This is a genomic window from Allohahella marinimesophila (assembly GCF_039538005.1).
Classification (GTDB): domain Bacteria; phylum Pseudomonadota; class Gammaproteobacteria; order Pseudomonadales; family Oleiphilaceae; genus Allohahella; species Allohahella marinimesophila.
In genome coordinates this window covers 185,591-201,988 of the sequence record NZ_BAABBO010000018.1, presented here as the reverse complement: position 1 = coordinate 201,988, position 16,398 = coordinate 185,591, and the positions used below count along the sequence as shown (strand labels likewise).

The following is a 16,398-nucleotide window of genomic DNA, read 5'->3' as shown; positions in this document are numbered from 1 at the left end:
GGTACCTTGGGCAGGCATCAACAACAATAAGCCGAGGTCACTATGATACCTGTTGCACACTCCCAGTCTCCAAAGCGCCTGACCTTCGTCATGGCCCTGCTCCTCTCAACCTTCAGTGTTTCGGCATTGGCCTGGCAGCCAAGCGGTAAGGTCGAATGTATTGCTCCATCTGACCCCGGCGGCGGTTGGGACTTCACCTGCCGGAACGTCGCCAACGTCATGAAAGAGCTCGATCTCATTCCTGGCAACATGCAAACTACGAATATGGCTGGTGCGGGTGGTGGCGTCTCCTATGCGCACACCATCAGCAAGCGTAGGAGTGACGATAAAGTCATCATAGCTGCCTCCACGGCAACGACCACACGTCTGGCACAGAAGCAGTTCCCCGGAATGAAAGCTGACATGGTGGAGTGGCTCGGTGCCGTTGGGGCTGACTACGGCATTATCGCCGTGCTCAAGGATTCTCCTTACAAGACGCTCCCCGACTTGCTGAATGCCAGCAAGAAGGATCCGCGGGTGATAAAATACGCCGGGGCCAGCGCACGTGGCGGCTGGGATCATCTGAAGGTACTGATCGCGGCCAAAGCTGGTGGCGTGAAGAATCTCCCTGAAATTCCTTATCTGTCCTACAACAATGGCGGTGAAGCCCTGACCCAGATTGTCGGTGGGCAGGTCGATGCTTTCACTGGTGATGTGTCCGAGGCAACAGGCTTTCTTGAATCCGGCGACATTCGCGTGCTGGCAGTACTCGCACCTGAACGTCTGCCCGGCAAGTTTGACCATATTCCTACCGCAAGAGAGCAGGGCATCGATGCTGTCGCGCCCAACTGGCGCGGTTTTTACATGCCGGCCGGTGCCTCCGACGAAGCCAAGGCTTTCTGGCATGAGGCCATCGACAAGGTTTATGAAAGCGAGCAATGGAAGCAGGTCATGAAGACCAGCGGTCTCATCCCTTTCAAGAATGACGAAGGCAGTTTTGATGAGTTCATCCGCGTGCAGGTGGCCGATATCGAGGCACTGTCACGCGAAATAGGTCTGCTGAAATGAGCGCTGCGACAAATCCCAGCGTTATAGGTGACCGACTGCTAGGCGTCGGTCTGCTCGTCCTCGCTGTTGCATACGGCTGGGTCGCCCAGCAGTGGCCTGAACCCTTCGGCGGCGCAGAGTCAGTCGGCCCCGAGACCTTCCCGACCCTGCTCTCGGTGGTGTTGGCGCTCTCGAGTCTCTACCTGATCGTGAAACCTGATGAAGACGCTCACTGGCCGGCTGGGCGCACCGGTCTCGAGCTGGTGCTCGCCATCGTCATCCTCATCATTTACGCAGCAATACTCGAGCCGCTCGGCTTCGTGCTTGCGACCACGCTGGCCGTGGGCAGTCTGTGCTGGCGCATGGGGGCTCATCCGCGCCCGGCCTTTATCACTGGGCTGGTCAGTGCGTTGCTGGTCTTCGCGCTATTCAATTATGGACTCGAACTGAGTCTCCCCGAGGGGCTTCTAGCCCTCTGACACAACAATAAAATCGGGTAACGATCATGGAAACACTACAGTTATTGATGTCGGGGTTTGCCGTTGCGCTGACCTTCGAAAACCTGATGTTCGCGCTGTTCGGTGCCTTCATCGGGACGATTATCGGGGCCTTGCCAGGACTGGGTCCGGCCAATGGCGTCGCCATTCTGATTCCACTGGCCTTCACGCTGGGGCTGTCCCCTGAAACCTCGATGATTCTGCTCACGGCAGTGTACGCAGGTGCGATGTATGGTGGACGAATCTCCTCCATTCTGCTGAATATCCCAGGCGACGAGCCTGCGATGATGACCTGCCTCGACGGTTATCCGATGGCGAAGAAAGGGCGAGCTGCTGAAGCCCTGGCCATGTCTGCCATCGCATCGTTCGTAGGCAGTCTGATCGGTACTATCGGTCTGATCATGCTGGCGCCGGTACTGGCCCGCTTTGCACTGACTTTCGGCCCTGCCGAGTACTTCGCGCTCTTCATGCTCGCGTTCGCTACACTCGGTGGCATCGCCGGCAAGAATCCGGTGAAGACCATCATCGCCGCAGCCATAGGTTTGATGATTTCCTCCGTCGGCATTGATATCGCGACCGGCACCCAGCGCTATACCTTCGGTGTGCTTGAACTCTTTGAGGGCATCGACTTCATACTCGCCATCGTCGGTCTCTTCGCTATCTCCGAGCTGCTGTTCTTCATGGAGGAAAAGGCCGGAGCTGGTCGAGAATTGATCAAGGTGAACAAGCTCTCGCTCAGGCCAAAGGAAATCATGGCTGCTATGCCAACCATGTTCCGAGGCGGCATACTCGGTTTCATAGCGGGTGTATTGCCCGGCGCCGGCGCATCGCTCGGTAGCTTTGTCAGCTACACTCTGGAAAAGCAGTATCTCGGCAAGAAAGGCAACTTTGGCGAAGGTGACCCACGTGGCGTTGCAGCCCCTGAGGCTGGCAACAACGGCGCTGCCTCTGGTGCGCTGGTCCCCATGCTGACGCTGGGTGTCCCCGGTAGCGGCACTACCGCCGTCCTGCTGGCCATGCTGATTTCGCTGAATATCACGCCGGGCCCGCTCATGTTCACCCAGAATGCCGATATTGTCTGGGGCGTGATCGCAGCGCTGCTCATCGGTAACGTGATTCTGTTGCTGTTGAACATCCCGCTCATCGGCTTCTTCGTCAAGCTGCTGTCAGTACCACCGATGTACCTGTTGCCGATCGTGACCATGGTCGCCTTCGTAGGTATCTACTCAATCAGCCACAGTACCTTCGATCTCTATTTCATGGTGGCCTTTGGTATTGCGGGGTACTTCCTGCGCAAGCTGGCCATTCCGCTGGTGCCTGTCATTCTGGGTATGCTGCTGGGCCCAGAGATGGAGAAGAACCTGAGTCACGCCCTGGTCCTGTCAGATGGTGAATGGAGTACACTGTTTGCGACACCGCTGGCGCTGGGTCTCTGGATCGTCGCTGCGCTGGGTCTTATTCTGCCTTACGTCGTCGGCCCCCTGCTGCGTCGCCGCATGCAGAACGCTGCCAATAAAACGCCAATCACGGACTGACACATCATTCACAAGGACGTCTTACGAAACCTGGTCGCTATCTGTATAGGGCTGACCAGTGCCTTCATGGTTCAGAGCATGCTGCTGGTCACCATCCCGCTGTATGCTCTGGAGCTTGGGGCTTCGCCGGTCATGATCGGCAGTATTCTTTCCGTCCCGTATATTCTTCCACTCATTTTTGCCATCCCCCTGGGCGCTGCTGTCACTCGCATCGGTGGCGTGAAGGTCATCGTAGCCGGGGGCTTCGGTATGACGATGGGGCCATTGGCCATGTGGTTGGTGCCTGGCTATACCGGTCTCATCATCTGCCAGCTCCTGGTCGGCGTGGCGCACATACTCATGGTACTGGCGGCACAGTCGATCATTGCCGGGCTGGGGCGTGGCAAGGCGCTGGAACAGTATTTTGGCTGGTATGCCACCTGTCTGTCTGGAGGGCAACTAGTGGGCCCGTTGTGGGCGGGCTACATGATCGACACCGATGGCACCCGCTCGACGTTCGCTGTTATGGCCGGCATAGCGCTCATCAGCGTTGCGAGCGGTTTCTTCCTTACCGGTGCTGCGCGCCTTGGGCAGGCCACGCGGAAGTCGATGACTGGTTTCCGGGCGCAGGGCCGCCTGCTCAAGCAAAACTCGGGTGTACAGATTTCGATAGCGACGACGGTGGCTGTCATGTTCGCCATGGGTGCATATGGCAGCTTTCTACCGGTCTATCTCGAGAGTCTGTCCATATCCGCCACGATGATTGGCAGCCTGGTGAGCCTGCGCGCCTTTGCGTCAATGGCGATACGGCCATTCATGGCGCCCACCATCAGTCTTCTCGGTGGCCGCGCCGCGGCGATGGTCATCTCCGTAGGGCTGGTCGGGTTGGCACTTTGTCTCACCGGATTCTTCGAAAACATCGTGCCGCTTGGCGTACTGGCGTTAGCACTGGGTGTCGGGTCGGGTATTTCTCAGCCGCTGTCCATGGTGGTCCTGGCAGAACATGTGGATGCCGAGCAGCGCGCTGGCGCCCTCGGGATGCGACTGATGGGCAACCGGGGTGTGCAATTCAGCGCACCGCTACTCTTGGGTGTGTTAGCTGAATTCACCAGTTTCACCGTGACTTTTCTTGTCGCCGGTGTGGTGGTTTTTATCGGGCTGGCGATTATTTACAGACTGGTGCCGGGGTTCAAGCAGCGTGAACGGGACCTGGCTGTCCTATGATTGTCGAAAAAGGGGCCCGCCATCAGTGTTGAAGGTGGACCCGTCCTGCTAGGCTGACGCTCTTTGCAGCGCAGCACTGCTGCTGGTATGAGCGCTGGTCAGCCCTTGTCTGATCGGCGTCACGCTACGCTTCACTGCATTTGGCAGCTGGAACAGGTGATAGGCTTCTGGGCCGAACGGATCCACTGCGGTGCCTGCGTAGCTGAAGTCATCGGGCACTGGCTCACCGGAATGCGCCACCCTGAAGCGCTGTTCGATGCTTGGGGTGGAGACGCTCAGCGGCTGCTCTACCCACAGATAGACGGCCTTGTCTGACAATACGTATTCACAGCGGACTATTCGATAGCCTTCACGCAGCGTCAGGGTAGTGATGTCCTTTCCAGTGTCGATGCGGAACTTATGGATGGTTTTCATGGCGCTCTCCCTTGGTGGGCATCTTGGTGATGCAGCCCCATGATCGCCGAACTCGATGGTCGTAAAAACAATCTTTTATCTTCAGAATAGGTCGATTTTTTCGATGAATTCTTGAGTGTGTTGGGTCATGCGATGGAGGTCAGCATAAGGAGCAAACCAATGGCCGACACGCTGCGGCCCACCCCCTGGCCTACAGCAAGCGGTGGCAGCCGGTGAAGAGCGACAAGGCGGCTGCACAGATAGAGCGATGCTGAAATGGGGCTGACTGCACGAAAACAGTGCAAACGCTATTTTTTCTGCAAGCTCGCCAGTATTTCCATCATTCGGCCGATATCAGCTGGCTTGACGAGGTGATGGTCAAAACCAGCCGACATGGCTTGCTGGATGTCATCAGCCTGCCCGTAACCGGTCAGGGCGACCAGTATGGTGTCTTTGCTGGCGGGCCGGGTGCGCAAGGTTCTGGCTACGTCATAGCCGCTCATGTCTGGCAGCCCGATATCGAGGAAGATGAGATTTGGCGCCGAGCTGTCTGCGGCGGCCAGGGCCTGCTGACCATTTTCAGCCAACAGCACTTCATAGCCCATGAAGCCGAGCAGCTCGGCCAGCATCAGGCCAGCGTCAGCGTTGTCATCCACTACCAGCACGCGCAGTCCTGTGCCAGGTGCTGTGGCCTCCGCGGAGTCGGGGAGCTCTGGTGCGAGTGGAGCGTCAGCCAGTGGCAGTGAGACCATGAACTCGCTACCTTTCCCCAGGCCCTCACTGCTGACAGACACCTTGCCACCATGCTGCTCAACGAGACGTTTCACAATTGTCAGGCCCACGCCAAGCCCACCTTCAGATCGTGCAATGGTTCGTTCCGACTGAGAGAAGACGTCGAATATTCGCGGCAGCAAAGGGGGATCTATACCCATGCCATTATCCGCCACCAGGATATTCAGGTGCGAATGCCTGCGAGACACTAGCAAACGGATCGTACCGCCCCGATGGGTATATTTCGCTGCGTTGTTAAGGACGTTGCCCACAACCTGGGTCAGGCGCTGGAGATCGCCCACCACATATAGCGGCTCTGGCGCCATTTCGATGGACAGGTGCTGGTCCTTTTCCTGGATGACAGGCTGACAGAGCTCCGACGCTCGATAAATGATTGAGCCGACTTCGAGCAGTTCGCTTTTCAGCAGTATCATGCCTCTGGAAATCCTGGCAACGTCGAGCAGGTCGTCGACCAGCCTGGTCAGGTGATCCACCTGCCGGTTCAGGATGGACGTGGACCGTTCTCTGACCTCATCAGGCACATCCGGCAGCGCTTGTAGCTGCAAAGCCGCCTTGATAGGCGACAAGGGATTGCGGAGTTCATGCCCCAACATGGCGAGGAACTCGTCCTTGCGTCGCTGCTCTTCCAGCAGTTCCAGCTCGGCGCGGCGTCGGCGATCCACCTCTCTCGAGAGTTGGTCGATCTGCTGGTTGAGCGTGAGAAAACGGCCGCCGCTGACCTCCCTGGGCTGCAGCCTGATCAATATCTGGCGCTGAGCACTGTTTTCGTCCCTCGTAAAGAGCGCGCCTTCAGCGCGATAGACGACCCGGTGCTCGTCGTCAGCACCAAAGGTGAGCGCGCCAGGAATAAATGATCGAGTTCGCCCGCATGCGCGAAGAAACTGAAAAATCTGTTCGGGCGATTCCCGACAGAGCTCATCGAGCCTGCAGCGGTCTGGCTGGATGTGAAAAGGCGCGAGATGGCGCTGGGCTGATTTATTGACGGCCAGCACCAGACCATCAGCATCCACCAGCAGAACCGCTTCCGGGAAAATATTGGCAAATTGGTGGAACTGCAGCGCGGTTCGAAACTGGGGCAGCTTAGCCTGCAAAGTATTCACGACCATCAGTGAGCCGGTCTTCATCCACCGGTTTGAGATTCACGACTACCCGGCAGCCTGGAGCGCCCTCGGCTATCGTTTCCTTGAGCTCGACTCTGGCATAACCTGTATTTTCAGCAGTGATCACACCGAAAACATTCGATGTCATCATGCACATCGAGGGTCTTCCGATGACCTTTTCGGCGAAGGGGCAGGCCCGGTTGCCGAATACAAGCCTGTCATCAGACTCTTCGATAATGAAAAAGTCACCCTTGATACGGCGCTTCAGATCCACCAACACCTCAGCCACCTGGGACCTCGAGAGTGTTTCGGTGCCTATGGCCTGCCGGTAGCTCTGGTTGAGCTGATCGCCAATTCGCTGGCCAACCACACTGACGAAGCCAGCGGCTTCCTCAAGACCGATGACATCCTGTAGGGTGCCGGCAAGCTCACGAATCAGTGAGCGTAGAAAGACATCGCGCTCGAGGTCGAGACTCAGGTCCTTCACAGGAATTCTGGTTGGCGAATTCAAATAGACTCCGGGATCAAGCGCGAAGAGGTAGGGGGTCGCTATCGTTATTGTGTAAATTTAGCTCAGTGGCTGGCTAAAGACAATGCAGCCAAATGACCAGCCTGTGGCGCGGCTCGTTAATTCCATCACTTGTCAGAGCAGCCACTCTATCGGGAGCAAGGCGAAAAAATGCACAAGAAGCCGTTCGAGTATATGCGTTTCTGGCTCGACATCGTGTCTGAAGAGATCGTTACCCTGCTGCTCCAGCCAATACAGGTCATCATCGTCATCCAGGCGCACTTCATAGGCATAGCTGGGCACTTCGGTCTCAAAAGCGCTGTCGATTCTGCGTGCCATGGCTGAACTGTCAATCAGGAAGCCAAGCTCAGTATTCAGGTTCGCGGACCGCGGGTCGAAATTGAAGGAGCCAACGAAGACACGCTTGCCATCGATCGAAAATGTCTTGGCATGAAGGCTTGAACCGCTTCGGCTGATCGAGAGGATAAGACCTTCTGGCTCTGGAGGGGCTGCGAGTTGTCGCATTTCATACAGCCTCACGCCGCCCCTGAGCAGGGGTTTACGACGCTTTGCATAGCCTGCATGTACGATGGCGATATCAGTCGCATTCAACGAGTTCGTCAGCACCGCTACTTCGACGCCACTGGCCTCCAGCTCGCGGAATGCCACGGTGCCCGCTTCGGTAGGCACGAAGTATGGCGAGACCAGGTTGACGCTATGCTGCGGCACCTTCAGCACCCTGGCCAAATGCGAAGTCAGCAGATCGTCTTGGGACACCTTGCCGAGAGCCTTGGCGGGATCGTCGCTGATCATCTGAACTGTTGTCCATTCCAGCTCGAGCGCCTGGTTCAGGAACTGGTCCATGAAAGACGACTCGCTGACGGCCTTGAGATACCGGCTGACGTCCGCCGCTTCGTCGGCAAGGCCGAAATGCGCCTCTGTCAGCGCGACGAGCGCTCCGGAGTCAGCTGTCGATACGATATCCTCGATCGGATACGCCGATTTGCTCGCCCAATATGAGTCGAAATCGTCTGACACGTCCTCTACGACCGGCCCGACACCAAGCACATCCAGGTCCGCGAAGAGGACGCCCTCCGTCGCCCCGAAATATTCGTCTCCAACATTGCGTCCACCAACGATCGTCACCTGATTATCGGCGGTGAAGGACTTATTGTGCATGCGGCGGTTGAGCCGGCTGAAATCGGTAAGATAATTGAGCCATTTCGCGCCGCCGCGGATCAGGAAGGGATTAAACAGACGCACCTGTATATTCGGGTGCGCAGCCAGCGCGGCGAGCTCTTCATCCAGACCGCTCGTACTGTTGTCATCAAGAAGCAGTCTGACGCGAACCCCCCGCTCGGCGGCGGTATGCAGGGCTTGCAGGAGCAGCCTGCCAGTGGTGTCCTCCTGCCAGATGTAATATTGAAGAACCAGTGTTTTCTCGCTCATGCCAATGAGCAGCATTCTGGCAGCGAAAGCGGCCAATGGATCTGGCAGCATGATCACTCCGCTGTTGTCAGCGTGCTGCTGCTCCCAAGGTGTCACTGTCCGGCCGAGAAGGGTATTGTCTGCAGCCTCGGCATTCAGGGCTGTCGACGGGCTGCGGTTGTGCAATGAGGGGAGGGCGCAAGCCTGAGTCATAACGACCAAAGAGGCCACTATCAATAACGCGAGTCCTTTTATTCCTGTGCGTTTGTTCATGATATAGCTGAACTGGCTACTCCGCGCTCACGTACGAAAGGCTCAGACTGACTAGAAAAATGGGGCTTGAGCCGTATGCAGATTCATCGATCTCTGCAGGAATTCAATGATTTGACGCCCTCGGGCAGCGCGCGAGGACTTTATAGGACCTTGATGTCGGAGCCGCTGGCGCCTGAAAATCATGGCACATCCAGGGCATTTCTCAAGGCTCGGCTGGAAGAGGCGGCGCGTCTCCCTTCCGATATGCCTACGCAAGCTGACCACCTGCTTGGATGGATGGAAGAGGCTGCACTGGCGACCGGCGAGCACTATGCGCAATACCTCGATTCACGCAAGGCCGGAGAACCCCGCCGTTATTTCAGCTCTCGTTCTCATGCCCTGTCTTTCCTGCAGCAAGTTGCACCGACCAAACTCGTGGATGGCGCCTGGCTCTACGGCGTGCTGCAGTACTGGCGTGATGATCGTTTCCATCCTCTTATTCGCACCTATCTCGAAGAGCTGGGCGATGGCGATCCAGCACAGAATCATGTGGTGCTTTATCAGCGTCTGCTGACAGCCTATGGCGCTGACGATCTTCCAGACCTCGGCGATGAACACTATCTCCAGGGCGCGCTGCAGCTGGCGATGGGTTATCACGCCGACGAATTCCTGCCCGAATTGATCGGCTACAATCTGGGCTATGAGCAACTGCCGCTTCATCTGCTGATTACTGCCTTCGAGCTCGACGAACTGGCGATAGATCCCTACTACTTTACGCTGCACGTCACGATTGATAACGCCAGCACGGGGCATGCCCGTAAGGCTGTGCAGGCCTTGCTGGCGACAATGCCGGCTACCGGTGATCCGGGGGCCTTTCTCGAGCGGGTCAGCCGCGGCTACCGCCTGAACGATCTGGGCCTCAAGGTCTCCGATATCATTGAGCACTTCGATCTTGAGCAGGCGCTGGTGGCAATGCTGGAGCGTAAGAGTATATTTGGTCGGCACCTCCATTCTGACTTCTGCAGCATTGGTGGAAAGACTGTCAATGAGTGGTTGATGAGATCAGGCCAGATGTCTGGTTTCCTGCAGGCCCTGGTGGACAATCATTGGGTCAAGCGCAACGAAGATCCGAGGCAGAGCCGTTTCTGGCGCCTGATTGATGGCAATGAAGCGCCGATGTTCGGCGTTTTCAGTGCCTGTGAGAAGCAGCTTATCTTCGACTGGATTGCTGGCAACTGGCTTAGTCATGGAGAGAACGTTCATTCCCCTTCAGACGCTGAGGCCGACCGCAGGTCCCATACCATTCGCCGCCGCAGCGCGCCTGGCCGACCGGAGCGGATACAGGTCAGTAAGCGCAGTGGGCCGAAAGGCGATCTTGATCAGGACGTTAGCGAACTGGCCAGAGAGTTGGCGCTGCTGCCTGAAGAGCTGCGAATGCAGCGACTTATTCGTCTCATGGCGCCATCCAGTCATGCGACTGCAGCGGGCCTGCTCGCCACCAGGCTGTTTTCGGCGGTCCTCCCGTGAGTGCGGCGACAGACGAGTACTTGCTGGCGCTCGGGCGGTATCTCTTCAATTCAGGCTACCACTATACCGCTGTCACGCCAGCTACCCACGAGTTCAACAATGCTCGCGCTGCCAATCGGCGGGCCGCTGACATGCGCGATATCTTCGGCTGGAGCCGGCCATTCGAGCGAGCCACCCTCAGCGATGAAGAATTCGAGCTCATGCATCACGCTGAAGTGTTGCTGCCCCACGGCCAGGTGTGGCGCAGCGCCTTGCGCTGGTCGAGTCTGAGCGGGCTCCTCTTTGCTCATTCTGCCTATCCTACGGAGGCGGATGACTCGGTGTTCTTCGGGCCGGATACCTATCGCTTCGCGAGCTTTATCGAAGCCTATCTGCAAGGCACAGACGAACCGCTAGCACGGGCTGTCGATATCGGCTGTGGCTCTGGCGCTGGGGCAATTCTGGTGGCTCGGGCTTGGCCGGAGGCCGAGGTGCTGGGGGTGGATATCAATCCGCAGGCCCTACGGCTCACAGCGATCAATGCGAAGCTTGCTGGTACGGCCAATGTCAAAGCAATGCACAGCAACCTGCTGGGCGATGTGGAGGGTGACTTCGATCTGATCATCGCCAACCCCCCCTACATGATGGACACCCAGGAGCGAGCCTACCGTCATGGTGGCGGGGAACTCGGGGCAGGGCTTTCCTTCCAGATTGTGGAAAGTGCCCTCAAGCGGCTCGCCCCAGGTGGCACGCTGCTACTGTATACCGGTATTGCGATCGTGAATGGCCACGACGGTTTTCTACAAGCTCTCCGCGAGCGTCTGAACAATGAACGGTGCAGCTGGCACTATCGCGAAATAGATCCGGACGTTTTTGGCGAAGAGCTCATTAAACCGGTCTATGCTGAGGTCGAGCGGATCGCTGCGGTGGGGCTGACCCTGGTGCGGGACAGCTGAATAAACATTTATTGACGTGAATACGCTATGATTGGACTATCGACGGTTCATTAACACCGTGTGACAAGACGCTGCAGGCGCACTCCCGCACTTGGCCTGTAAGCAGTACTGACTTGGCAGGGTGATAGCGAACAGGCTGATGAGACTCTCAGGATTCACGATAAAAGATGTGCTGTATTCCCGGGACGACGCGGCCATCGTGCGTGCTCAAGCGGCACATCATGGTTCGCCGCAGGACCACGTCATCATCAAGTTTCAGACCAGTGAATATCCCTCCGCCCATTCGGACGCTCGCTGGAAGCACGAGTTCCAGGTACTGCAGTCGATCCAGTCCGATCGTGTCGTTCGGGCATACGCCCTCGAGCATCAAAATAATATCCACGTTCTGGTTCTCGAAAATTTTCCTTCCATAGCGCTTGCGCAGTTCATGCAGGAGAGGACGCTCTCTGTTGGCGACCGGTTGCAGATCGCCGTTGAACTTGTCAAAGCGCTGGGCGAAGTACATCGGCATCAGATCGTCCATTGCGATGTCCAGCCAGGCAACGTTCTGATCGATCCAGACAGTTTGCAGTTGAAACTGTGCAACTTTTCGCTCGCGACCAGGTTGAACCATGAAGCGCTTGCGCATCCTGAGCAGGACCTGTGGAGCACTGTCCAATATATGTCACCTGAACAGACTGGTCGCACGGGGCTGGAGATCGACCATAGAAGCGATCTCTACTCCCTTGGGGTTACGCTGTTTGAACTTTTCACCGGCCGGCTGCCCTTCGTGAGCGATGATCTCATGACGCTTATGCACAGCCATATTGCGCGACAACCGGAGTCATTGACTGCCGTGCGTGAAGACGTACCTGCACCTGTAGCCGCCATTGTCGCCAGGTTGCTGGCGAAGTTGCCTGATGAACGCTATCAGAGCAGCTTCGGTATCCAGGCAGATCTTGCCGAGTGTCAGCGGCAGTGGCAGCAGAATAGCCAGATTGAAGAGTTTCCCCTCGGCACCAAAGACGTCGCGCAAAGGTTTCGCGTCTCGCGCAAGCTATATGGGCGGAGCGCCGAGGAAGCGGCTTTGATGGATTGTTTCGAGCGTGTGTCAGGTGGTCACTGCGAGATGCTGGTCGTTGGCGGATATTCGGGCATCGGCAAGACGGTGCTTGTCCAGCAATTGCAAACACCACAGATTACTTCGCGAGGCTTCTTCATTTCCGGCAAATGCGATCAGTACAATCGATCGCAGCCCTATGTTGCGTTGATTCAGGCCTTTCCCCCGCTGATACAGCAACTCCTCAGTGAGCCTGGCGCAGTGCTCGATTATTGGCGGGAAAGACTGTCAGCAGCGCTTGGCAACAATGCTGGCGTTATCGTGGAACTCTTGCCTGAGCTGACCCTGATTACGGGTCGCCCGCCTGAGGTGCCGCCACTGCCGGCAGCAGAGGCAGAAGCACGCTTCGCGCTTGCCTGGTCTCAGTTCATCAACGCACTGTGTTCGCCGGACCGGCCACTCGTGCTCTTTCTGGACGATTTACAGTGGGCCGACGTGCCCACGCTGACGCTCCTCGAAAAACAGCTAGTGAATCACCGGGATGTGGCGCTGATGGTGGTGGGGGCCTATCGAAGTAACGAGGTTGATGAAGGCCATCCGCTGTCACACACACTGGCTACGCTCAATCAGGGCAAGACGCCCGTGCAAACCCTGCAACTGGAACCCTTGAAGACGGAGGATATCGAGCAGCTTCTCGCCGATACCTTACACTGCTCAAGCGCATCTACCGGCGATCTGACTGAACTCTGTCTCGAGAAAACGCACGGTAATCCTTTCTTTCTCAACCAGTTTCTCGAAACGCTGCACGAAAAGGGCGATGTCTGGCACGATCATCATCATGGCCGCTGGACATGGGATGTCGAATGTATCCGACAGCGCGCTATCACCGACAACGTCGTCGATTTCATGGTCATCAAGCTTCAACAGCTCGATGGTGCTGCGCAGACATTATTGGCCATAGCTGCAAATCTCGGCATCGAATTTACAGTGCGACAACTCGCCGCGGTGTCTGAAAGTGATGTGATGACCACTGCGGCAACCCTGCAGCCCGTACTGGAGGCAGGATTCATTCTCCGGCTTGACGAGGATCTTTCGTTCAGTCAGGACCGGGTACAACTCAGTGCGGCTCGATGCCGTTTTCTCCATGACCGTGTGCAACAGGCGGCCTGGCACTTGACCCCGGAAGCTGACCGAACAGTGCTGCAACTCAGCATCGGGCGGCATCTGCTGGCCAGTAGTACGCCTGCGGAAATCGAGGAAAACCCCTTCCTTGTGCTGCAGGCCCTCAATAGCGCAAGCGAGCTCATTGACGATGAAGCCGAGCGGGCCCAACTAGTGGCGCTCAATCTGAGCGCAGGTCTCAAGGTCAAGAAAGCCGCAGCATACAAAGCCGCCGCCGAATTTCTTCGCATTGCGCAAAAGCTGCTACCGCCCTCAGCCTGGGTAGATCAGCCTGACAATACCTTCAGGATACACAGGGAATTGGCTGAAGCAGAATATCTGTCTGGTGGCTTTGACACCGCTGATGCGCTGTACGATGTGGTCCGGGAAGCCTCGCAGACCCCGTCGGACTTGATCGAGCTCAGTCTCGTGCAGGCGCAGCAGTATCAGATGCAGGGCCGGTTTCCGGAAGCGATCGCTGCGATGTTCGCCAGTCTGAGGCAACTGGGCCAACCCTTCCCCGAAAACGAAGAGGCGGCAGGTGCCGAACTGGTAGAGACTTTCGGCGCCACGAAAATGGCATTGTCCGGCTATGATGAGCCCCAGCTCCTGTCAGCGGCCACCATGACCGACACCGTCAGTCTGCAGTGTATGCAGCTGCACAATGCCCTGGCAGTGGCGCTCTATCTCGTCGGCGCCTTCAAGTCCTATGCCGTCAATGCCTGCAGGATGGTCAGGCTGACACTGGAACACGGTCAATGTGAGCTGAGCGCGATCGGTTATCTGACCTACGCAACAGCCATGTCCTCCATGGGAGAGGCCTACCCGCAGTGCTACCGGATGGGGCGTCTGGCGAGAACGATGTCAGATCGATGGGACAACAAATATTACCGGGCAACGACCTACCAGTATTTTTCCTCGACTTATCAGCACTGGTGCGAACCGATTACCCACACGGTCGAGCCATTGGCTCAGGTCGCAGCCTGGGGTCGCGAAGGGATCAACCTGGTGTATGCCGGGTACTCTATCCTCTTCAGCATCAGAAACCAGCTGATCAGCGGCAGGCCGCTGTCCGAAGTCGAGGTAGAGGCAGATCGCGGTCTGGCGTTTCTCAACAAGCACCATCAAACGCCCATCGCTCAATATCTGAGGCTGTGCAGTGTTCAGTCCATCCTGGCCCTGCAGGGCAAGACCGCTCACCCAGGCTCGCTGGATTCCGATGATCTGAATACTCGCAATATCTTCAATGGGGATTTCAGCACACCATCGATCGATCTGGCGTTCTATAGCAGTGCCATGATTCGACACGCCTATCTGATGGGTGACAGAGAAGGTCAGCAACAGTTTGTGCAGAACCGAGGCATGATCAGCGCCTTCCTGCCAGATAGTCCCTCAGTGACCGAGGCCAGCTTTTATTCAGCACTTATTTTGCTGAATGAGGCGAAACCGCTCGATGAAGATATTGTGGCTGCGCGTGAATACTGTGAGCAATTCAGGACATGGGCAGTCGATTGTCCGCAGAATTTCGAACACAAACACCTGCTGATCAGTGCGGAAATAGCCTGTGTCGAGGCAGATAAAGATCTCGCGATGTCTCTGTATGACCAGTCCATCGAAGCGGCAGAGCAGGCCGGCTTCCTCCAGTGTCAGGCGCTGGCCTGTGAACGCTACGCTCACTATTGGTCGGCGCTGCAGCAACAGCGTCTGGCTCAGCATTTCATCAGAGAGGCGCATTATTACTACGGTCGCTGGGGCGCCACTGCCAAATGCCTGCTGATCGAGCGGGAATGGCCCTCGCTGACGGGAGGCTGGCGAAGTTTTTCCCTCGGTGCAGTGAATGATTCGGCACTCCTCGGTTCCGGGACTGCAGCCTCCAGTTCGAACCTGCTCGATTATCAATCGCTATTGAAAGCAAACCAGTTGCTCTCACAGGAGGTGAATACCAGTGATCTGCTGAAGAAGCTGATGGAAGTCCTGCTTGAAAATGCAGGCGCGCAGCAGGGCGGCATAGTGGTGAATGATGACGGCGTGCTCAGGCTGGGTGTGTTCGGTCATTTTGATTCAGGCACTGGGACCATCAGGTGTGAGCTGTTTGGTGCAGAGCACGAGGTGCGGGCCTACGATCCTTCCGATAGCCCTGGTCATGCGGAGCCCAGGCTTTCGGATGCGGTCATCCGCTATGTTCAGCAGACTTCCGAAACCCTCCTTCTCGACAAGCCGGCAGAAGATCTGCGTTTTCTGAATAACGACTATCTCCAGCGGCATCGACCTAAGTCTGTACTGTGTCTGCCCGTTGTCGGGCAAGGCCGGCTTATCGCGATCGTCTATCTTGAAAACAATCTGACCGAGAAGACCTTTACCAGCCGGCATAAGGACACGCTGGAACTGATAGCCGCTCAGGCGGCAGTGTCGTTAGTCAATGCGCGACACTACGGTCAGTTGGAGGAAAAGGTCCGGCTACGCACGGAAGAGTTGCATCGCCTGGCAAGCATCGATGCCTTGACGGGCGTGGCTAACCGGCGCGAGTTTGATGTCACTATCGCACGGGAGTGGGCCCGCAGTCAGCGTGATGGTCTGCCCTTGTCGCTGTTGATGATTGACATTGATCATTTCAAACTCTACAACGACCACTATGGCCATCCCGCTGGGGACCGTTGCATCAATGCTGTTGCCCAGGCGCTTCAGCATGTGGTGCATCGCTCGGGCGATCTGCTGGCCCGTTACGGCGGAGAGGAATTTGTCATCCTCATCACTGGGTCCAAGAACGTGGATGTGTTGCAAATCGCGCGCAACTGCCTGGATGCCGTGCGCGATCTACAGCTCCCCCATGCCTATACAGGCGCTGAAGATCACATCACCATCAGTCTGGGCGTCTGCACGATGGCCGCCGTCCAGAATGACGATGCCGACCTCATCATCACCAAGGCAGACGAGGCCCTCTACAAGGCCAAGGAACTGGGAAGAAACCGCTACTGCATTGCCGAGTGAATAGAGGTCCTCGC

11 protein-coding genes are annotated in these 16,398 nt (G+C 57.0%); 7 read left to right on the top strand and 4 right to left on the bottom strand.

What is annotated here, in order from left to right; all coding sequences use genetic code 11:
- The first annotated feature begins 42 nt into the window (after window positions 1-42).
- From ABD735_RS17440 to ABD735_RS17425, 4 genes are read left to right on the top strand one after another with little or no spacing between them, the layout of a single operon-like run.
- The gene (locus ABD735_RS17440; protein ID WP_344808839.1) at window positions 43-1,047 is read left to right on the top strand and encodes a Bug family tripartite tricarboxylate transporter substrate binding protein; all 1,005 of its coding nucleotides are present in this window, start codon (window positions 43-45) and stop codon (window positions 1,045-1,047) included.
- Window positions 1,044-1,505, top strand: coding sequence for a tripartite tricarboxylate transporter TctB family protein (locus ABD735_RS17435; RefSeq protein WP_344808837.1), 462 nt, complete (start codon window positions 1,044-1,046; stop codon window positions 1,503-1,505). The genes ABD735_RS17440 and ABD735_RS17435 overlap by 4 nt, the downstream gene beginning before the upstream one ends.
- 26 nt (window positions 1,506-1,531) lie before the next feature.
- Window positions 1,532-3,058, top strand: coding sequence for a tripartite tricarboxylate transporter permease (locus ABD735_RS17430; RefSeq protein WP_344808836.1), 1,527 nt, complete (start codon window positions 1,532-1,534; stop codon window positions 3,056-3,058).
- Window positions 3,059-3,061: 3 nt separating this feature from the next.
- Entirely contained in the window at window positions 3,062-4,261 is a 1,200-nt protein-coding gene (locus ABD735_RS17425; RefSeq protein WP_344809002.1) for an MFS transporter, read from the top strand.
- A 48-nt stretch (window positions 4,262-4,309) separates the two neighbouring features.
- Here ABD735_RS17425 and ABD735_RS17420 read toward each other — a convergent pair whose 3' ends face one another.
- From ABD735_RS17420 to ABD735_RS17405, 4 genes are all read right to left on the bottom strand, one after another.
- Window positions 4,310-4,675 (bottom strand): DUF7352 domain-containing protein, encoded by a 366-nt coding sequence (locus ABD735_RS17420; RefSeq protein ID WP_344808834.1) that lies wholly within the window; start codon window positions 4,673-4,675, stop codon window positions 4,310-4,312.
- 287 nt (window positions 4,676-4,962) lie between these two features.
- Window positions 4,963-6,552 (bottom strand): hybrid sensor histidine kinase/response regulator, encoded by a 1,590-nt coding sequence (locus ABD735_RS17415; protein ID WP_344808832.1) that lies wholly within the window; start codon window positions 6,550-6,552, stop codon window positions 4,963-4,965.
- Window positions 6,527-7,057, bottom strand: a complete 531-nt coding sequence (locus ABD735_RS17410; protein WP_344808830.1) for a methanogen output domain 1-containing protein — start codon at window positions 7,055-7,057, stop codon at window positions 6,527-6,529. The genes ABD735_RS17415 and ABD735_RS17410 overlap by 26 nt, the downstream gene beginning before the upstream one ends.
- Before the next feature lie 132 nt (window positions 7,058-7,189).
- On the bottom strand, window positions 7,190-8,755 hold the full coding sequence (locus ABD735_RS17405; RefSeq protein WP_344808828.1) for a phospholipase D family protein: 1,566 nt from the start codon (window positions 8,753-8,755) through the stop codon (window positions 7,190-7,192).
- A 153-nt stretch (window positions 8,756-8,908) separates the two neighbouring features.
- Between ABD735_RS17405 and ABD735_RS17400 the strand changes: the two genes are divergently transcribed.
- From ABD735_RS17400 to ABD735_RS17390, 3 genes are all read left to right on the top strand, one after another.
- Window positions 8,909-10,261: an iron-containing redox enzyme family protein gene (locus tag ABD735_RS17400; RefSeq protein ID WP_344808826.1), complete on the top strand. Its 1,353-nt coding sequence runs from the start codon at window positions 8,909-8,911 to the stop codon at window positions 10,259-10,261.
- Window positions 10,258-11,196, top strand: a complete 939-nt coding sequence (locus tag ABD735_RS17395; protein WP_344808824.1) for a methyltransferase — start codon at window positions 10,258-10,260, stop codon at window positions 11,194-11,196. Before ABD735_RS17400 ends, ABD735_RS17395 begins: the two co-directional genes overlap by 4 nt.
- Before the next feature lie 139 nt (window positions 11,197-11,335).
- Window positions 11,336-16,384 (top strand): diguanylate cyclase domain-containing protein, encoded by a 5,049-nt coding sequence (locus ABD735_RS17390; protein ID WP_344808822.1) that lies wholly within the window; start codon window positions 11,336-11,338, stop codon window positions 16,382-16,384.
- Window positions 16,385-16,398 lie beyond the last annotated feature (14 nt).